The organism is Acinetobacter sp. LT1, from assembly GCF_059800965.1.
On the sequence record NZ_JBBAXE010000011.1, the window covers coordinates 116,863 to 136,902 of the forward strand.

General features: G+C 39.9%; 17 protein-coding genes and 1 tRNA gene. 12 read left to right on the forward strand and 6 right to left on the reverse strand.

The annotated features are described in order from the left end of the window. Positions 1 to 23 precede the first annotated feature (23 nt). Positions 24 to 1,004 carry a LysR family transcriptional regulator gene (locus WBW42_RS12555; RefSeq protein ID WP_001061607.1) on the reverse strand — a complete coding sequence of 327 codons (981 nt, stop codon included), beginning with the start codon at positions 1,002 to 1,004 and terminating at the stop codon, positions 24 to 26. A 103-nt stretch (positions 1,005 to 1,107) separates the two neighbouring features. Here WBW42_RS12555 and WBW42_RS12560 point away from each other — a divergent pair, with 103 nt between their 5' ends. The 7 genes from WBW42_RS12560 to WBW42_RS12590 all read left to right on the forward strand — a co-directional run bounded on the left by WBW42_RS12560 (position 1,108) and on the right by WBW42_RS12590 (position 8,789). Further along, the gene (locus WBW42_RS12560) at positions 1,108 to 2,220 is read left to right on the forward strand and encodes a tartrate dehydrogenase (protein ID WP_032042202.1); all 1,113 of its coding nucleotides are present in this window, start codon (positions 1,108 to 1,110) and stop codon (positions 2,218 to 2,220) included. A gap of 20 nt (positions 2,221 to 2,240) precedes the next feature. Beyond that, a complete protein-coding gene (locus WBW42_RS12565) occupies positions 2,241 to 3,893 on the forward strand; it encodes a BCCT family carnitine transporter (RefSeq protein WP_080749776.1) in 1,653 nt (550 codons plus the stop codon). 11 nt (positions 3,894 to 3,904) lie between these two features. Beyond that, complete coding sequence (locus WBW42_RS12570) at positions 3,905 to 4,879, forward strand: alpha/beta hydrolase (protein WP_032056892.1); 975 nt, start codon at positions 3,905 to 3,907, stop codon at positions 4,877 to 4,879. A gap of 42 nt (positions 4,880 to 4,921) precedes the next feature. Further along, a complete protein-coding gene (gene cntA / locus WBW42_RS12575; protein WP_032056891.1) occupies positions 4,922 to 6,037 on the forward strand; it encodes a carnitine monooxygenase subunit alpha in 1,116 nt (371 codons plus the stop codon). A 63-nt stretch (positions 6,038 to 6,100) separates the two neighbouring features. Continuing rightward, positions 6,101 to 7,552, forward strand: a complete 1,452-nt coding sequence (locus WBW42_RS12580) for an NAD-dependent succinate-semialdehyde dehydrogenase (RefSeq protein ID WP_032056890.1) — start codon at positions 6,101 to 6,103, stop codon at positions 7,550 to 7,552. Between the two features lie 47 nt (positions 7,553 to 7,599). Then, positions 7,600 to 8,556 (forward strand): carnitine monooxygenase, reductase subunit CntB, encoded by a 957-nt coding sequence (gene cntB / locus WBW42_RS12585; protein ID WP_032056889.1) that lies wholly within the window; start codon positions 7,600 to 7,602, stop codon positions 8,554 to 8,556. 156 nt (positions 8,557 to 8,712) lie between these two features. Beyond that, positions 8,713 to 8,789: transfer RNA gene (locus tag WBW42_RS12590), tRNA-Met, on the forward strand. Positions 8,790 to 8,832: 43 nt separating this feature from the next. On the opposite strand, the gene WBW42_RS12595 is transcribed toward WBW42_RS12590, so the two are convergent. The 5 genes from WBW42_RS12595 to WBW42_RS12615 form a co-directional block, all read right to left on the reverse strand. Beyond that, a complete protein-coding gene (locus WBW42_RS12595; protein WP_032056888.1) occupies positions 8,833 to 9,861 on the reverse strand; it encodes a hypothetical protein in 1,029 nt (342 codons plus the stop codon). After that, positions 9,854 to 11,479 carry an NAD+ synthase gene (locus WBW42_RS12600; RefSeq protein WP_032056887.1) on the reverse strand — a complete coding sequence of 542 codons (1,626 nt, stop codon included), beginning with the start codon at positions 11,477 to 11,479 and terminating at the stop codon, positions 9,854 to 9,856. Before WBW42_RS12600 ends, WBW42_RS12595 begins: the two co-directional genes overlap by 8 nt. A 385-nt stretch (positions 11,480 to 11,864) precedes the next feature. Continuing rightward, entirely contained in the window at positions 11,865 to 12,425 is a 561-nt protein-coding gene (locus tag WBW42_RS12605) for a hypothetical protein (protein WP_032056886.1), read from the reverse strand. A gap of 161 nt (positions 12,426 to 12,586) precedes the next feature. Then, positions 12,587 to 13,039: a protoporphyrinogen oxidase HemJ gene (gene hemJ / locus WBW42_RS12610; protein ID WP_002120291.1), complete on the reverse strand. Its 453-nt coding sequence runs from the start codon at positions 13,037 to 13,039 to the stop codon at positions 12,587 to 12,589. 18 nt (positions 13,040 to 13,057) lie between these two features. Then, positions 13,058 to 14,287, reverse strand: a complete 1,230-nt coding sequence (locus tag WBW42_RS12615; RefSeq protein ID WP_002120440.1) for a beta-ketoacyl synthase N-terminal-like domain-containing protein — start codon at positions 14,285 to 14,287, stop codon at positions 13,058 to 13,060. Positions 14,288 to 14,587: 300 nt separating this feature from the next. Here WBW42_RS12615 and WBW42_RS12620 point away from each other — a divergent pair, with 300 nt between their 5' ends. The 5 genes from WBW42_RS12620 to WBW42_RS12640 form a co-directional block, all read left to right on the forward strand. Beyond that, positions 14,588 to 15,907 carry an EcsC family protein gene (locus tag WBW42_RS12620; protein ID WP_002120376.1) on the forward strand — a complete coding sequence of 440 codons (1,320 nt, stop codon included), beginning with the start codon at positions 14,588 to 14,590 and terminating at the stop codon, positions 15,905 to 15,907. Between the two features lie 200 nt (positions 15,908 to 16,107). Beyond that, positions 16,108 to 16,482 carry a 30S ribosomal protein S12 gene (rpsL, locus tag WBW42_RS12625; RefSeq protein ID WP_002050319.1) on the forward strand — a complete coding sequence of 125 codons (375 nt, stop codon included), beginning with the start codon at positions 16,108 to 16,110 and terminating at the stop codon, positions 16,480 to 16,482. 160 nt (positions 16,483 to 16,642) lie between these two features. Then, the gene (gene rpsG, locus WBW42_RS12630) at positions 16,643 to 17,113 is read left to right on the forward strand and encodes a 30S ribosomal protein S7 (protein ID WP_001138055.1); all 471 of its coding nucleotides are present in this window, start codon (positions 16,643 to 16,645) and stop codon (positions 17,111 to 17,113) included. Positions 17,114 to 17,290: 177 nt separating this feature from the next. Beyond that, positions 17,291 to 19,429, forward strand: a complete 2,139-nt coding sequence (fusA, locus tag WBW42_RS12635) for an elongation factor G (RefSeq protein WP_002120436.1) — start codon at positions 17,291 to 17,293, stop codon at positions 19,427 to 19,429. A gap of 95 nt (positions 19,430 to 19,524) precedes the next feature. Further along, positions 19,525 to 20,040 (forward strand): GTP-binding protein (locus WBW42_RS12640; RefSeq protein ID WP_139194173.1); only part of this gene is annotated, 516 nt, incomplete at its 3' end.

Genomic DNA, 20,040 nt, shown 5'->3' on the forward strand with positions numbered 1-20,040 from the left:
TAGGCCTCACTTAGGGCTTTTTTTCATAAAAAGACTTTTTCAGGCGGCGGTTCTCGTTTGACGGCTGGTGAAATGAGTTGTCCACGACTTAAGTTCTGCACATGCTGTAAACGATTGAGCAATTCGTTTTGAATAAACAAAATGCAGGTTTGTAATTTAGATGAGCTTTTGAGTCGTGATGGATAAACTGCCCAAACATCTGCATCTTGCCAATATTCGGGCAAAATGTGTTGGAGTTGACCTGTAATTAATTCATCTGCAACATCCCAAATTGATCGGAAAATAATCCCGTGGCCTTCTATGGCAAGTTGATGAATAATTTCGCCGTTATTCGAAACAAAACGTGGTTTGATATGCACTGAGACATCTTCAGAAGCATGCCTAAATTTCCATAGCACAGACGATTGATCACGCTCACTAATCGTCAAACAATCATGTGTTTGCAAATCCTCAATGCTGTCTGGTACACCGTGTTTAAGTAAATAACTCGGTGAAGCGCACAAAATTCGAAAGTTAGAAGCTAACTTCTTCGCAATCATATTTGGCGCAATTTCATTACCAATTCTGATGTCTAAATCAATACTGTGTTGAATCAGGTCTTTGGTATTGTCGATGGTGTCAAAATGAATCTGAAGTTTTGGATAAAGCATCATTAATTTAGACAGAATTGGTGCAATATGCTTTCTGCCAAAACCAAAGCTACTAATAATATCCATACGACCGGTAGGCGTACTGAGTGGGTTATTTACCAGTTCACAGACTTCATCAAATTCTTCAAGAATATTTGAAACTCTCTCAAGGATGAGTTTGCCATCTTCCGTCAGGCTAACATGACGTGTACTGCGATGAAAAAGTTTGCAGCTTAAGGTGTTTTCTAAAATATTAATTCGCTTGCTAATAAAAGCTGGCGATGTCCCAAGTTCCTCAGCAGATTCGACAAAACTTTTTAGTTTAGCGACTGTGCAAAAAACCTTTAAATCCGATAGGTTAGGTAGATTGTTCACGATCCGTGTCCATTGGAGTGATAGTTCTGTTGTTGATCATTTTTGCTTAAAACATCATGTTTAAGCCATACAAGGATATTAGGCGAAGGTGTGAAGGAAGCTTATGGCAAAAAGATATAAAGTTGCCACGATTGCAGGCGATGGTATTGGTTTAGAAGTTCTACCAGAAGGCATTAAGGTTGTAAAGGCAGCAGCAGAGAAGTACGGCATTGATCTTCAGTTAGATGCTTTCGATTGGGCTAGCTGTGATTATTACCTAGAGCACGGCAAAATGATGCCGGATGATTGGTTTGAAACTTTACAGGGCTACGATGCAATCTACTTTGGTGCTGTAGGCTGGCCAGATAAAGTGCCTGACCATATTTCGCTTTGGGGTTCGCTGCTCCAGTTCCGTCGTGGTTTTGACCAATATGTGAATTTACGTCCAGTGCGCTTAATGCCAGGTGTGAAATGTCCATTGGTAGGTAAAAAACCGGGCGACATCGATTTTTACGTGGTTCGTGAAAACAGTGAAGGGGAATACTCAGCCATTGGTGGTAAGGCTTTTGAAGGAACAGATCGAGAGTTTGTTTTACAAGAAGCCGTATTTACACGTCATGGCGTAGATCGCATTTTGCGTTATGCATTTGAGTTTGCAAATCAGCGTGATGCGAAAAAAATTACAGCAGCGACCAAATCAAATGGTATTGCCGTCAGCATGCCGTATTGGGATGAACGCGTTGATGCGATGGCAAAACAATATCCACAAATTCAAGCCGATAAACAGCACGTTGATATTTTAGCAGCTCGTTTTGTTTTACAACCTGAACGCTTTGATGTGGTTGTTGCATCGAATTTATTTGGCGACATTCTTTCCGATTTAGGCCCTGCATGTACAGGAACTATTGGTTTGGCTGCTTCGGCAAATTTAAACCCAGAAAGAAAATTCCCATCATTGTTTGAACCTGTACATGGTTCGGCACCAGATATTTACGGTAAACAAATTGCCAATCCAATCGCTGCGATTTGGTCAGGTGCCATGATGTTCGAATTCTTTGGCGAAGAAGACGAACGTTGCATTCAAGCAGGTCAGGACATTATGCAGGCGATTGAGCATGTATTAATTAATGGGCCAAAGACAGCCGATATCGGTGGTCAGGCAAAAACTTATGAGGTAGGAGATGCAATTGCATCGTGTGTAGCCCAAATTAAAATGGACGTGTTCGCTATGGAATAACGCCATCCAAAAATGGATGTATGGATATGGATAATCAAAACACAAAAATTTATACGGATAAAGTTCTTGCCGTAACCAGTTTACTGTTTGTATTTATTTCAGTTGCTGGTTTGGCGATTTATTCGCAAGAGTCGATAAAGATTGCTGCAACATGGATGCAGTGGACGACATCGGTATTTACAACCCCAGTATTACTGTTTGCTTTTTTAGCCATTATTTTTACTTTTGGTCTAGCTTTTAGTAAATACGGCAAAATTAAACTCGGTGAAGGAAAGCCTCAATACACCACGATGTCATGGATTTTTATGTTCATCTTGTCGGGTATCGGGTCTTCTACATTGTACTGGGGCTTTTTGGACTGGGCTTACTATTATCAAACTCCGGGTTTGAGCTTACCGCCTGAGTCAGCAGAAGCATTGAAATATAGCGTGGCTTACTCGTTTTTTCACTCAGGTTTAAGTGCATGGGCAATTTATGCTTTGGCATCAATTTCTTTGTGCTACAGCTACCATGTGAGAAAAAACAAAGGTTTAAGTTTAGCTTCAGTGATTGAGGCTGTGACAGGCTTTAAATCAACCGGCGTGGTTGGACGTTTAGTTGACCTTATGTTCTTGCTTTGCATGTTTGGTGCATTGACGATTTCATTGGTACTCACTGCTGTGACATTTACCAATATTTTGTCGCAGCTCACAGGTATCCCAAATACTTTTATGACTAAGGTCATCATTATTTTGGGTGTTTCAGTTCTGTTCGCACTCAGTTCGTATGTGGGTATGGATAAAGGCATGCAACGTTTAAGTCACATGGTGTGTTTAGGCGTGGTGTTATTTGCGATTTATGTACTGTGCTTTGGTCCAACTCAATTCATTTTGAATAACTCATTAATGAGTTTCGGGTTAATGGCAACCAACTTTGTTGATATGAGTCTGTTTACCGACCCAATGGGCGATGGCAAGTTTACTCGTGAATGGACTGTTTTCTACTGGTTATGGTGGATTTCATATGCACCGGGTGTGGCACTGTTTGTAACACGTGTTTCTAAAGGCCGTACTATTAAAGAAGTGATCTTTGCCATGGTGATTGGTGGCAGTGTTGGTCTTTGGTTCATCTTTGGTGTGTTTGAAAACTACAGTGTTTATAGCTTTATTCATGGGGCTGTAAATGTACCGCAAATCTTAAGCCAACAGGGTGGTGAGGTTGCAATTGGTCAATTGCTCAGCCTATTACCTGCTGGAAAGCTGATGATGTGGATTTTCCTAGGCATTATGGTGGTGTTCTTGGCAGCACATATGGATGCGGTCGGATATGCAGTTTCAGCAACATGTACACGCGGTTTAAGTGAAGGGCAAGATCCATCGCCAAATGCCCGTCTGTTCTGGTGTGTCATGCTGACTTTGGTTCCAATTGCCATGATCTTTAGTAAGGCACCTTTAGACACCATGAAAACGGCAACTATTGTGACGGCTTTACCATTCATTGTGATTATTCTGATTCAAACCTATGGTTTAGTGAAATGGTTGATTCAGGATTATGCCAAAGTCCCATCACATTTAATTGAGCAACAAGGTTATGATGATGCGGAAATTGGTTTAAACCAGACTCAAGATGAACATGCAAAACGGATGCAGCTAGAGCTTGCAAGCTCAATCAAACTGGACAGAAAAACCAGCTAGAGGGAACGGTAATGACTACATGTGAACAGACCACTTATGCCTTAAGTGAAGAAATGCAAAGTCTTGTGTACTGGAGCAGCATTTATTCACCAGCAGATGCAGATATTGACTCAGTTCGTGCAGCATATGACGCAATGTGTCGACACTATACTTTGCCTCGTGATGGCAAGATCGAAGTAGAAGACCGAGTTGTTGCAAATGCAGAGCATCCTGTACCTGTTCGCATCTATTCACCAAAAACTAAACGACCTGAAGCTGGTTGGCCGTGTGTGTTGTATTTACATGGTGGCGGTTGGATGGTCGGTGGACTCGATTCACATGAGTTTATTACCAGTTATTTATGTCAGGACCTAAATGCAGTTGTCATTGGTGTGGATTACCGCATGGCACCAGAACATCGCTTTCCAGCAGCTTTTGAAGATTGTTTAGCAGTTTATCAATGGCTTAAAGAGCATGGTTCTGACTGGCAGATTGATAGTGAAAATATCGTTCTAGCAGGCGATAGCGCAGGCGGTAACTTAGCAGCAGCCGTTGCAGTGCATCTACAGCATAGTGGTTTACAAGCTCAAGGGCTGGCTTTGGTTTATCCGTGTTTAACTACAGCACTTGATACACCAGCCGCACAAAAGCATGCCCATGCGCCGTTACTCACAACGGAAGATATGCATTTTTATTTAAAGGAGTATGCACCGAATTCACAAGATTGGCAGGATTTACGTCTAGCGCCTTTATTGGCAACTGATTTTTCAGATATGCCTACAAGTTTTGTGGCGGTTGCAGAATATGACCCTTTAAGTGATGACGGTTATTTCCTTACCCAAAAAGTGGAACAAGCAGGTATCCCTAACGAGTTCCATTTAGGCAAAGGTTTATTACATGGCAGTTTACGTCTGATGCGTGACTGTCCTGAAGTTCAACATTTATATCAAAACATGCTAAGTGCGATACGCCGCATGTTTGGCAGTGTCGAAAAGATATCAATTTAATATCGAGTCATTTGGACGAAAAGAATTTAATGGAGTAAAAACATGAGTGCAGTTGAAAAATTACCTGAAGATTTTTGTGCAAACCCAGATGTTGCATGGACTTTCCCTAAAGTTTTCTATACTTCATCGCAAGTTTTTGAGCATGAGAAAGAAGCAATCTTTGCTAAAAGCTGGATTTGTATTGCACATGGCAGTGAATTGGCACAACCGAATGATTATATTACCCGTAAAGTAATTGGTGAAAATATTGTCATCATTCGTGGTAAAGATAGCGTTTTACGTGCTTTTTATAATGTATGTCCGCACCGTGGTCACGAACTTTTAAGTGGCAGTGGTAAAGCAAAAAATGTAATTACTTGTCCATATCATGCTTGGACTTTTAAGCTAGACGGTAGCTTAGCCTTGGCGCGTAACTGTGACCATGTCGAATCTTTTGACAAAGAAAATTCAAGCATGGTGCCTTTAAAAGTTGAGGAATATGCAGGCTTTGTTTTCATTAATATGGATGAAAGTGCGACATGCGTAGAAGACCAGCTTCCGGAATTTGCTGAGCGTTTAAATCAAGCATGTAGCGTAATTAAAGATTTGAAACTGGCAGCACGTTTCGTGACAGAAACGCCAGCAAACTGGAAAGTAATTGTCGATAATTATCTAGAATGTTACCACTGTGGGCCTGCACATCCTGGTTTTGCTGACTCCGTACAAGTTGATAAATATTGGCATACCACACATCAGAACTGGACATTGCAATATGGCTTTGCTCGCTCATCTGAGAAGTCATTTAAGCTTGATCCATCAGTAACAGATCCTGAATTTCACGGTTTCTGGACTTGGCCTTGCACGATGTTCAATGTACCACCGGGCAGCAATTTCATGACTGTGATCTATGAGTTCCCAGTAGATGCAGAAACGACTTTGCAGCATTACGATATTTACTTCACGAACGAAGAACTCACTCAAGATCAGAAAGACTTAATTGAGTGGTATCGCAATGTATTCCGTCCTGAAGATTTGAACTTGGTCGAAAGCGTACAACGTGGTTTGAAATCACGTGGTTATCGTGGTCAAGGTCGTATTATGACCGACAAGCAACGCTCTGGTATCAGTGAGCATGGTATTGCTTACTTCCAGCATTTAGTGGCGCAGCATCACAAATAAAACAAATGGATTTATTCAGGTGTAAAGATGACTTACACCTGACTCTTCAATTAGGAAGATGATATGTCGAGTTTACAAAGTACTGAATTATTTCAGCAACAAGCCTATATTAACGGACAATGGTTAGCTGCACAGTCGAATGCGGCGGTTCCGGTAACTAACCCTGCAACAGGCGAAGAAATTGGCACAATTCCAAATATGGGAGCGGCTGAGGCGACTCAAGCAGTTGAGGCTGCTTATACGGCTTTAAAAAGTTGGAAAGCTTTAACTGCCCAAAACCGTGCAGATATTTTATTGGCTTGGTACAAATTGGTTCTCGATCATACCGATGAACTTGCTTTAATCATGACTATTGAGCAGGGAAAACCTTTGGCAGAAGCGAAAGGTGAGGTACGTTACGCTGCATCATTTATTCAATGGTTTGCCGAAGAAGGCAAGCGTATTTATGGCGATGTGATTCCAACCGTCAATAATCAGCAGCGTTTTATTATTAGTAAAGAACCTGTGGGTGTTGTGGCTGCTATTACGCCGTGGAATTTCCCAATTGCTATGATTACGCGTAAAGCAGCACCAGCTTTAGCAGCTGGATGTACGATAGTGATTAAGCCAGCAAATGAAACACCTTACTGTGCTTTAGCGATTGCGAAACTTGCCGAAAAAGCAGGTATTCCAGCTGGTGTAATTAATGTTGTTACCGGTAAATCTCAAGAAATTGGTTCTGTATTTACTTCACATGAAAAAGTGAAGAAATTGACCTTTACTGGCTCAACGCCAGTGGGCCGTTTATTGATGCAGCAGTGTTCAAGCACCATTAAAAAATTGGCGCTTGAGTTGGGCGGAAATGCGCCTCTGATTGTATTTGATGACGCCGATTTGGATAAAGCTGTACAAGGTGCGATTTTTGCCAAGTTCCGTAATGCAGGCCAGACCTGTGTTTGTGCTAACCGCATTTATGTACATGACAATATTTATCAAGCTTTTGCCGAGAAGTTTGTACAAGAAGTACAAAAGTTTAAAGTCGGTAATGGACTTGAAGATGGTGTGCAAATTGGTCCATTAATTAATGAAAAAGCAGTTTTGAAAGCACAACAGTTGATTGATGATGCAGTGAGCAAAGGCGCTAAAATTGCTTGCGGCGGCAAACAGCATGCTTTAGGGCAAACCTTTTATGAACCATCAGTTTTAACTAACGTTGACCGGACCATGGAAATTGTCCAAGAAGAAATTTTTGGTCCAGTTGCGCCACTCATTCGCTTTACTGATGAGGCTGATGTTGTTGCTCAAGCAAATGACACCATCTTTGGTTTGGCTGCTTATGTTTATAGTGAAAATATCTCACGTTTATGGCGAGTGTCAGAACAGCTTGAATATGGAATGGTCGGTATGAATGCCACAGCAATTTCAAATGAAGTTGTACCATTTGGTGGTGTGAAACAATCAGGTGTTGGGCGTGAAGGGTCAAAATATGGTCTTGAAGAGTTCATGACCATTAAATACATGTGTTTAGGGCTTTAAGGATAAGCCCTAACAACAAGAATATGCGGTAAAAGAAGGATTCTAATATGGCTAGTCATTATGAAATGTTCCCGGCGGTTGTTACTCATGTGGAGCAGCTAACCCCTTTAATCAAACGGTTTACGTTCAAACGTCAAGATGGGCAGAACTTTCCTCGATTTAGTGGGGGAAGCCATATTATTGTCAAAATGAATGAACAGCTTTCAAATGCATATTCATTGATGAGTTGTACACAAGACCTATCGACTTACCAAGTCTGCGTTCGTAAAGATGTGGAAGGTAAGGGTGGTTCAGTGTTTATGCATGATCAGTGTAATGAAGGCTGTGAAATTCAGATTTCAGAACCAAAAAATTTATTTCCATTAGCCGAAACAGGCAATAAGCATATTTTAATTGCAGGTGGAATTGGCATTACACCATTCTTGCCACAAATGGATGAGCTTGCAGCACGCGGTGCTGAGTATGAACTACATTATGCTTATCGCTCACCTGAACATGCGGCCTTGTTAGATGAGTTAAAGCAGAAACATGCAGAACATGTGTTTAGTTATGTTGACTCAGAAGGTTGCTCATTAAATCTGGATGAACTGCTTTCATCACAACCTAAAGGCACACATGTCTATGTTTGTGGGCCGAAACCCATGATTGATGCTGTGATTGATTGTTGTAACAAGCATCGTTACCGCGATGAATACATTCACTGGGAACAATTTGCCTCAACAGTTCCTGAAGATGGTGAAGCATTTACGGTGGTACTTGCTAAATCTAATCAGGAAATTGAAGTACAAAGTAACCAGACGATTTTACAAGCTATTGAAACATTGAATATTGATGTGGAATGCTTATGTCGCGAAGGTGTATGCGGTACATGTGAAACTGCTATTTTAGAAGGTGAAGCAGAGCATTTCGATCAATACTTAAGTGATGCAGAAAAGACCTCACAGAAGAGCATGATGATTTGTGTATCGAGAGCTAAAGGTAAAAAACTAGTATTAGATCTTTAATATATTTCTGTGGCCGATCAATTGTTTAAAGAAAAAAATGCTAAAAAAAGAACAAATAATGATGATCTGAATCTTATTTGTTCAATTGATGGGCATTAAGGGTTTTTACCTATTGACCTGCTATACAGAACTATAGATAATGCGCACACAGTTTACGGCTATGTAGCTCAGTTGGTTAGAGCACCGCACTCATAATGCGGGGGTCACAAGTTCAAGTCTCGTCATAGCCACCATTTTAAAAACCACGCTCCTGCGTGGTTTCTTTTTATCTATTTTTTACTCATTAAAGTATTTTTCAATCATATCGAGTGTTTTTGAGCTTTGATAAAAAGGAGCTAAAAGCGCTTGAAGTAATGGTTCTAAAATACCGTGTTCATTAAAGGCATCCATAACCTTCGGATAAAAACGTAAAGCTTCGGTTTGTAAGTCGCTTTCGGTTAACCCAATCTCACTTAATACTTCAAATAAACTTTGGTCTTTATAAAAATCATAAAAAACTTCAACGCCATACAAAATCAGGTCTTGCATAAATTGTGACTGGCGTAATTCTTTCCAGTATTCGTAAATTAAAACAAAAAACTCTTCAACATCGAGAGGAGTGAGCTGTTTCATAAATTCATACATTTTTTTATGTCTAATATCTTCCCAAACATGACGTACTAGACTTTCTAAATCTTCACTCGATAAAAGACTTAATTCTGTAAGTTGCTCATGAATAAAACTGGCAATCCAAGTTTCAAGTTTATGCTCAAGACGTTGCTGCTGCAAAAAGGAAAATTTTTTGAGTTTATGTTGCCATTCAAAATGATAGTCATCCACTCTAGAGGCAGTTAGAAGTTTTGGTAATTTTTGTTCTAGAGTTGAGGTTGCAATATATTGGCAAAGCTGTTGTACAGAAGGGCTAGTTCTTAAAAACTGGTTGAGATAATGAGGAATATGTTCCATTTCCAAAAATTTGGAGAGCCACATTTCAAATTGGTGGTCAGAGACCAAATCTTGTAACTGAATTGGCGATTTCATCGCAGATAAATAAATACGCTGCGCGATTTCCCCAATAAACTCAAGTAAACCAGCACCTAGCTGCATTTCAAAAGCATAGCGTTTCACAACGGCTTGTAGTTGCTCTAAATCAACAACTTCATGAAGCTTGATTTCGTCAGCATGTTGCATAAACAACTGAATGAATTGCTGGAAATAAATAGGTGAGTTTTCTATAGATAATTGTTTTTTGAAAAATTCCACCTGCTCAAGCAAAAGTGCTTGAGCAAGTGCTGTAGTTTTTGATGAGTTTTTCTGCTCAGTCATTCGCTGTCCAACCGTTGACAATCGGATAACGTCGTTCGCGACTAAATGCACGAGAGGTAATTCTCGGGCCAATCGCACCTTGACGACGTTTGTATTCATTACGATCAACTAAACGGATGACTTTTTCAACAACTTCTTTATCAAAACCTTTGGCAATAATATCGGCCTGACCTAAATCTTCTTCAATGTATGCGTAAAGGATAGCATCCAATACATCATAAGCTGGTAAAGAGTCTTGGTCTTTTTGATCCGGACGAAGTTCTGCTGAAGGTGGGCGGGTAATCACACGCTCAGGAATAACAGGAGTTTCGCTTAAGCTGTTACGGTATTTTGCTAATTCAAATACGATAGTTTTATAAACATCTTTTAGAACCGCAAAGCCACCAACCATATCGCCATAAAGCGTACAGTAGCCTACTGAAAGTTCAGATTTATTCCCTGTAGAAAGGACTAAGTTACCAAACTTGTTTGATAAGCCCATAAGTAATGTGCCACGAGCACGCGCTTGTAAATTTTCTTCAGTTGCGTCAGCTGGTGAATTACCAAAGAAAGGATACAAGGTTTGCATGAAGCTATTTACGATTGAGTGAATTTCAGCAATACCGAAAGTCACACCCATACGGCGAGCTTGTTCAGCCGCATCCTCTACACTAATTTGAGAGGTATAGGTATAAGGCATCATCACGGCTTGTACTTTTTCTGCACCAATTGCATCAACAGCAATTGCAAGCGTAAGGGCAGAGTCAATACCGCCAGAAAGACCCAAAATCACACCTGGGAAACCTGAGCGCTCTACATAGTCACGAGTTGCCATGACTAAACCTTGATAGATCTCTGCAAAGGTTTCTAAAGCAGGAGCAGACTCAGTGACTTTATATAACTTTGTATCGCGGTCAAATTCAGCAATATAAATGTCTTCTTTAAAGCTCGGTGCTTGTAAGGCAATTTCACCATTTTGATTGCTAACAAAACTTGTGCCATCAAAAATTAGATCGTCTTGTCCGCCTACTTGGTTAACATAAACAATATTTAGATGAAGTTGTTTTGCAAGTTCACTTAAGGTCTGTATACGGTGTTGTGGTTTGCCGACTTCATATGGTGATGAGTTGAGTACAAGAGCAGTATCAACATTTAATTGGCTTAACTGTTTTACAGTATTAATTGACCAGATATCTTCACAGATTAATACACCAAACTTATGCCCAAGATATTCAAAAACTAAGTGCTGATGGCCTTTTTGGAAATAGCGTTTTTCATCAAAGACGCCATAGTTTGGTAAATTGTGTTTGTTAAAAACACCCAAAACCTGACCGTCTTTCATGACAGCAGCAGAATTATAACGTTGACCATCTTCTGTCTGGTTTACAAATCCGAAAACCATAACAATATCTTTAACTTCGGCAAGTTGCGCAAAAGCCTTTTGCATACGTTTATTTAAATTTGGACGTAACAATAAGTCTTCAGCTGGATAACCAATAACAGAAAGTTCGGGAAAAATAATCAGGTCAGCGTCTTGTTTTTTCGCCTGATTTACTTGCTCAATCATCTTTTGGGTGTTTGAGTCAATATTGCCAATATGCGGAGAAAACTGAGCAAGGGCAACTTTAAAACTTTTCATTCAAACCTAATCCTAGATCATAACGAATATAGATACACATAGTGTTGATTTTTATGGATATAATTTTTCAACGATGTGTATGATACGATAGTAAACAATTAAAATAGTAAACAAAAATGTCAAGATCAATAATATATACCAATCCCATATTTTCTGCGTAAAAATAACGAGATTTTCTGTGTAGAATAGAAACACGCTTCATTATTTTTATTGTTTGTATACTGCCTTATCACAAGCTAATTTGGAATAAGGCTGTTCTATTTTTTTCAATAATTTGAATTGAATAAGCGTAATTTTATAGTTTAGATAAGTATTTCTGATTTATAAGAATTCTCATTTACATCAGGCAAAAAATGTTACGTTTAAAGAAACATGGATTATTTAGTTACAAATGAAGCTGAGGTGAACAGATAATATTCGGGATTTTTCCTGTGCAAATGTCACGGGCAATTTCGCCTTGCTGTTCAATATTATAAGTACTAAATGCCTTGTCAGGGTGGTAGGTATATTTGTAGGGGTTGTAACTTTTAAGGCTGAGGTAATAGGCTGATTGTAGTAAGGCACCTTTAAGTAGAACATGAATACCTTTTTGATATTGCATGACGTGTGTGAGTTCATGGATAAAAATACCCTGCATAAACTTAGACTCTAGAGCATAATTTTCGCTGTAATCAGAAGGATTGACATAGATATTACCATTTGGCGCCATAAAAATACCGCAAGACTGCCAAGGGAGATAGCGAGTAGCAATAATTTTAGGTTGTTCACAATCGAGCAGATCGCCGAAGACCATTTGAGCTAATAATTTTTCTTGAGCAGTCAAATACCTAATCGGGTAGTTTTTTAAGTGACGGAAAATAAAAAGTGTAAGAAGAATCAATTGATTATGGATTAAGCGTTTAAAGGCATTAAAAGTTAGCATAGCTTTGCCATTAAATGAGTTCATCTATTTCTTTAGCATAGTATAGATTAGGTATTGCTAAATAAAGAGGTAGGGAATTGATTAATTTTATAGTTCTGTTTTGAAAAATATAATTGTTTGAATAGATTGTGCATTTTATTAGGATGAATAAAAGAATTCTTGGATAAGAAAAGCAAAAGCCCCAGTTAAAACTGAGGCTTTACAACAACTAAAATCACAACAGCAAATAAAATTAAGGTTGGCATTTCATTAAAGAATCGCCAGAACTTATGTGATTTATAGTGAGCATTTCCGATGAGCTTTTTACGATAATAGCCACATACCAAATGATAAATCACTAATAAAGCCACTAATCCAACTTTGAGGTAAAACCATGTGGCTTGATGGTAATGTCGAGTTGCATCACCCCACTCTACAAGGAAATGGGCGGTAATTAATGTAGCAATCATTGAAGGCCACATAATTCCACGATACAACTTGCGTTCCATTACCTCAAAGCGTTGATGACTTGCAGCATCTTCACTCATAGCATGATAAACATATAGACGTGGTAAGTAGAACAAAGCAGCGAACCAGCAAACCACGGCAATAATATGTAATGCTTTTACCCACAAAAAAGCATCAGAAGGTGCATCCATCGATAATCCTAGGTGGGATTATGCATCCCACTTCTTGAAAATAAGGCAAGCGTTAACACCGCCAAAGCCAAAACTGTTACTCATTACAGTATTCAATTTTGCATCACGTTTTTCAAGTACGATATCGAAAGGTTTTGCGCCTTCATCAAGTTCAGTCACGTTGATGTTTGGTGCAATAAAGTCATTTTGCATCATTAGCACAGAGTAAATAGCCTCCTGTACACCAGCCGCACCCAAGCTATGACCTGTCATAGATTTGGTTGAGCTAAGAGGAGGTACGTTACCTTCACCAAATGCACGTTCCATTGCTTTAAGTTCTGTAATGTCACCGGCTGGAGTAGAAGTACCATGTGTATTTACATAGTCAATTTTCTCTACGCCATGTTGCTTAGCTTCTTCAAGTGCCATTAATACACAACGTGTAGCACCTTCACCACTTGGAGCAACCATGTCCGCGCCATCACTGTTCGCAGCATAACCTACTACTTCAGCTAAAATGTTCGCACCACGTGCTTGCGCGTGCTCAAGTGATTCAAGTACTACAAAACCGCCACCGCCAGCAATAACGAAGCCGTCACGGTCTGCTGAATAGGGGCGAGATGCTGTTTCTGGAGAGTCGTTATATTTCGAGCAAAGTGCGCCCATTGCATCAAACAATAAACTTTGAGACCAGTGATCTTCTTCACCGCCACCAGCAAGCATAAGGTCTTGTTTGCCAAGTTGAATTAAGTTGTACGCATAACCAATTGCATCTGCAGAAGTTGCGCAAGCACTTGTAATAGTATGTGAAATACCTTGTAGCTTAAATGCAACACCTACGTTTGCAGTAATGGTGTTTGACATGTTACGTGGTACAAAGAATGGACCCACTTTACGTGCGCCTTTAGTCTCTAATAATTCTGTCATTTCAACAACAGAAGCAGTTGAGCCACCACCTGAACCACCTGCAATACCATAACGTGGATTACCAGCAAGTTGTTCAGGAGTAAGGCCTGCATGTTCAACTGCAGCTACAGCAGCGTTGTATGCATACATCGCACATACGCCCATGAAGCGTTTTAATTTACGGTCGATATTATCAAAGTCTTGTTCTGCAGCAGCGCTGACATGACTTTTAAAATTGAGTTCAGCATAAGTTGGGTTAAAACGTGTCCCGGAGATTCCATTTTGAAGTGAATGAGTAACTGCTTCTAAAGAGTTACCGATACATGAGTTAATACCCATACCAGTGATTACAACACGTTTCATCTACAGGTCCCTTTATGGTGATATTTAAGAGTCTATCGTGTTCAACAGCTATTAAAATGAATAGGAGAATATAGCTGTAAGAAAACGGGACTCATGTTTTTCGTTGTTAACATGATAGCAGAAAGGATTTTTATTTCTTATGGCAAATCTTTATGACAATTTTACATTTAAAAAAAATAACTAAATACATAGTATGTTGCATTTAGGGTTAACTAAAATACACACATTCAAGTTGAGATAAATCCACATTCCACCTAGTATTTATCTCTAATTAGATAAATTAAAAAATCGAGGTACTTGATGACAAAATTTAATAATAATCAATCTGACAATTTGTTTTCTCAGGTCTTCGGAGTGGCTAAAAAGCTCAGTTCTACAGGATTGAGTATCTTGCAACAGAACCAATCAGGTGACGTCAGTAAGGTAATTGAACCAATCCCAACTGGAAAAACTGTTGAAGGTAGATCGAGAACAAAAAGCCCATTTGAAGTTGAGCAATATGAAAGTCCTCAACAAATGCTAAGAGAACATTTACCAAAAGTCACACGTCAGGTATTTGGTCGACATTTTAAAAAAGTAAATGGTGTCGCTACATTTCTTTCGCCAGATTGGGATGAAAAAATCTCAGGCCACTTATTTAATTGGTTAAATGACTTTAGTTCAAAAAGTACCTTAACTGAAAAAATCCTAGAAGAAGCGGGTGCTAAAGATTTATTTGAATTAACTAAAGATACAGGTCGTTCTCAACGTCTAAGTCAGGCGCTTATAGAACAAAACAAGCTCATTGCGACTGTACAAGGTGCAATTACAGGTGTATCAGGCGTGGTCGGTGCAGCTGTAGATATTCCAGTTTCATTGGTTTTAGTTTTAAGAACTATTTACCAGACAGGAAGATCACATGGCTTTGATTTGCTAGAGGTGGCAGACCAAGATGTTGTTGAGTTTATTTTTAAAGAAGTTGACATTAGCCTGATTGCAGAGAAACAAACTCTCTTGTTGGCTTTAAAAACATTGCGGAATATGTTGGAAACTCAAGATATTCATCAATTTCAGCAAGTATTAGGTTCAACCACAGATATAGATACTTTAAAGAACTGGTTAACAGATGAAGAAGGGGAGTTTAAATGGGAATGGTTAAATCGTATTCCTAAACTTTCAGCTTTTGGTAAGTTTACCCCAGTTGCAGGCGCTGTTTTAAGTGCAGTATATAGCTGGAAATTACAAGAAGATGTAGGACATAAAGCTCAGGCAATTTTTGGAGCTGCAAGACATTATTTAAACGAACATCCAAGTGAGCATTTATCTCCACTACAGGCTTATTATGCTGCGGTTACACTCATTCAAAAAGCAAGCCCAAGACTTTTAAATGTAGGCGAAGATGGCAATATTCATGCTGCTCATCATCATAAAGTAGAAAATCACGAGGTAATCTCGAAAGTATCTATTGTGTTAAAACCTACAGAAAGCGAAAAAAGTGAAGAGAAAGTTCAGGAAAATGTTCATAAGGGCTTAGAAAAACTTGCTGATAAACATGTGACAGAACATGAGCATACTGAACAAAAGCCTGCTCTAACTCCAGAGGATGATGACGAGATATTGGAAGATAAAAAATACTCTTAACAATACGCTTACAAAGTGAAGGTTTAAAAAGTAAAAATAACCTCTATTTAAATTTGTAAATCGTGCTGTCAAACATTGATATGGTCAACATTTGGTAAGTATTGCCGTGTTGACCATTTTTGCATCTTGGCTTACAATTATGTGCCCTTAAAAAGAGGTATTTTCTTTTTAAGGTTTTTTAATAACGGGAGAATTGCCATATGGCAACAACGAATCAGTTGATCCGTAAGGGTCGTACGACTTTGGTTGAAAAATCCAAAGTTCCTGCGTTGAAGGCTTGTCCACAACGTCGTGGTGTTTGTACACGTGTTTATACAACTACACCTAAAAAACCTAACTCAGCTATGCGTAAGGTTTGCCGTGTTCGCTTAACTTCAGGTTTTGAAGTATCTAGCTACATCGGTGGTGAAGGTCATAACTTACAAGAGCACAGTGTTGTTCTTATCCGTGGTGGTCGTGTTAAAGACTTACCGGGTGTACGTTACCATACCGTTCGTGGTTCATTAGACTGTGCTGGTGTTAAAGATCGTAATCAATCACGTTCTAAATACGGTACTAAGCGTCCTAAGAAGTAATTCTAGGAAACTAGTCGAATAAGCCCTTTAGCGTTTCGCTTGTTTGAATTCTTCATAGATTTGTAATTCAAGCGACGTATAGTAAGGCCAGCGTCGTGTACATGACACTTGTACAAACTGCTGGATCATCCTGAAGTGTCATATTATTAGGTGTATTAAAATGCCAAGACGTCGCGTAGTCGCTGCTCGTGAGATCCTTCCAGATCCAAAATTTAGCAGCCAAACAATCGCTAAATTCATGAACCACGTAATGCAAGATGGTAAAAAATCTATTGCAGAAAGTATCGTTTACGGTGCTTTAGAACGCGTTCAAGAAAAAAACAAAGTAGACCCAGTTGAATTTTTCGAGACTACTCTTGAAAAAGTTCGTCCTATGGTTGAAGTAAAAGCACGCCGTGTTGGTGGTGCTACTTATCAAGTACCTATGGAAGTACGCCCATCCCGTCGTACTGCCTTAGCTATGCGTTGGTTAGTAGATGCTGCTGCTAAGCGTTCTGAAAAAACGATGGCTTTACGTCTTGCTGGTGAGTTGCTTGATGCAGCTGAAGGTAAAGGTGCAGCAATCAAAAAACGTGAAGATGTGCACCGTATGGCTGAAGCTAACAAAGCCTTCTCTCACTACCGTTTCTAAGCGGATAAAACAGGCCTTATTCAGGAGAATATTCATGCGTACAGCAGCTCGATTCAACATTGCTCTCTATCAAAGTGGGGGCTTTGCAGGTATTTAAGTTGCCTGTTTGGATATTCGCGCGCATCAATTTAATTGGTGCGTCCTGTTTTAAATATAACATTTAGGAATGTAGACATCATGGCTCGCCAAACTCCAATTACTCGTTACCGTAACATCGGTATTTCTGCGCACATTGACGCAGGTAAAACAACTACAACTGAACGTATTTTGTTCTACACAGGTGTATCTCACAAAATTGGTGAAGTACACGACGGTGCAGCAACAATGGACTGGATGGAACAAGAGCAAGAGCGTGGTATTACAATTACCTCTGCTGCTACGACTTGTTTCTGGTCTGGTATGGGTAACCAATTCGAACAACACCGTATCAACGTAATTGACACCCCGGGACACGTAGACTTCACAATCGAAGTTGAACGTTCTATGCGTGTTCTTGACGGTGCGTGCATGGTTTACTGTGCTGTAGGTGGTGTACAACCTCAGTCTGAAACTGTATGGCGTCAAGCGAACAAATATAAAGTGCCTCGTTTAGCATTCGTGAACAAGATGGACCGTACTGGTGCAAACTTCTTCCGTGCTGTTGAGCAAGTTAAAACTCGTTTAGGTGGTAATCCTGTTCCTATCGTTGTGCCAATTGGTGCTGAAGATACATTCCAGGGTGTTGTTGACCTTATCGAAATGAAAGCGATTATCTGGGATGAAGCATCTCAAGGTATGAAGTTTGAATATGCTGATATCCCAGCTGACCTAGTTGATACGTCTAACGAATGGCGTACAAAAATGGTTGAAGCTGCGGCTGAAGCTTCTGAAGAATTAATGGACAAGTACCTAGAAGAAGGTGATCTTTCTAAAGAAGACATCATCGCTGGTTTACGTGCTCGTACATTAGCTTCTGAAATTCAAGTAATGCTTTGTGGTTCTGCGTTCAAGAACAAAGGTGTTCAACGTATGTTGGATGCTGTAATTGAATTCTTACCATCACCTACAGAAGTTAAAGCGATCGAAGGTATCCTTGACGACAAAGACGAAACTAAAGCGTCTCGTGAAGCATCTGACGAAGCTCCGTTCTCTGCGCTTGCGTTCAAAATCATGAACGACAAATTCGTAGGTAACTTAACATTCGTACGTGTTTACTCTGGTGTTCTTAAACAAGGTGATCCGGTTTATAACCCAGTTAAAGCTAAGCGTGAACGTATCGGTCGTATCGTGCAAATGCATGCGAACGAACGTCAAGATCTTGATGAAATCCGTGCAGGTGATATCGCAGCGTGTGTAGGTCTTAAAGACGTTACAACTGGTGATACATTATGTGATGAGAAAAACATCATTACTCTTGAGCGTATGGAATTCCCAGAGCCAGTAATTTCATTGGCTGTTGAACCAAAAACTAAAGCAGACCAAGAAAAAATGTCTATCGCTTTAGGTCGTTTGGCTAAAGAAGATCCATCGTTCCGTGTTCGTACAGACGAAGAATCTGGTCAAACAATTATTGCTGGTATGGGTGAACTTCACCTTGACATCATTGTTGACCGTATGAAGCGTGAATTCGGTGTTGAAGCTAACATTGGTAAACCAATGGTTGCTTACCGTGAAACGATCAAAAAGTCTGTTGAACAAGAAGGTAAGTTCGTACGTCAAACTGGTGGTAAAGGTAAGTTTGGTCACGTATATGTACGTCTTGAACCGCTTGATGTTGAAGAAGCTGGTAAAGAATACCAATTCGTTGAAGAAGTTGTTGGTGGTGTAGTACCTAAAGAATTCTTTGGCGCGGTTGACAAAGGTATTCAAGAACGTATGAAGAATGGTGTATTGGCTGGTTACCCTGTTGTTGGTATTAAAGCGACATTATTCGACGGTTCTTACCATGACGTCGACTCTGACGAATTATCGTTCAAAATGGCAGGTTCTTATGCCTTCCGTGATGGTTTCATGAAAGCGGATCCTATCCTTCTTGAACCTATCATGAAAGTTGAAGTAGAAACTCCAGAAGACTACATGGGCGATATCATGGGTGACTTAAACCGTCGTCGTGGTATGGTTCAAGGTATGGACGATCTTCCTGGTGGAACAAAAGCAATTCGTGCAGAAGTTCCTCTTGCTGAGATGTTTGGTTACGCGACTCAAATGCGTTCTATGTCTCAAGGTCGTGCGACTTACTCTATGGAATTTGCTAAATATGCTGAAACTCCACGTAACGTGGCTGAAGGCATCATCGCTAAATTCCAAGCTGGCGGTAAAAAAGGTGACGACGAGTAATCTTTCGATTACTATAAGCCCAAACTAATTTCTTAGTTAAAAACCAAGTGCTCATGGGGTGACCCTCCATGAGTAGTTTATAAAGGAAGATCATCATGGCTAAAGCCAAGTTTGAACGTAATAAGCCACACGTAAACGTGGGCACAATCGGTCACGTTGACCATGGTAAAACAACTTTAACTGCTGCGATTGCAACAATTTGTGCAAAAACTTACGGCGGTGAAGCGAAAGATTACTCACAAATCGACTCAGCACCTGAAGAAAAAGCACGTGGTATTACAATTAATACTTCACACGTAGAATACGATTCTCCAATTCGTCACTACGCGCACGTTGACTGCCCGGGCCACGCCGATTACGTTAAAAACATGATTACTGGTGCTGCTCAGATGGACGGCGCGATCCTTGTGTGTGCTGCGACTGACGGTCCAATGCCACAAACTCGTGAACACATCCTTCTTTCTCGTCAGGTTGGTGTACCTTACATCATCGTATTCTTAAACAAGTGTGACCTTGTTGATGATGAAGAATTACTTGAATTAGTAGAAATGGAAGTTCGTGAACTTCTTTCTACTTATGACTTCCCTGGTGATGACACTCCAGTTATCCGT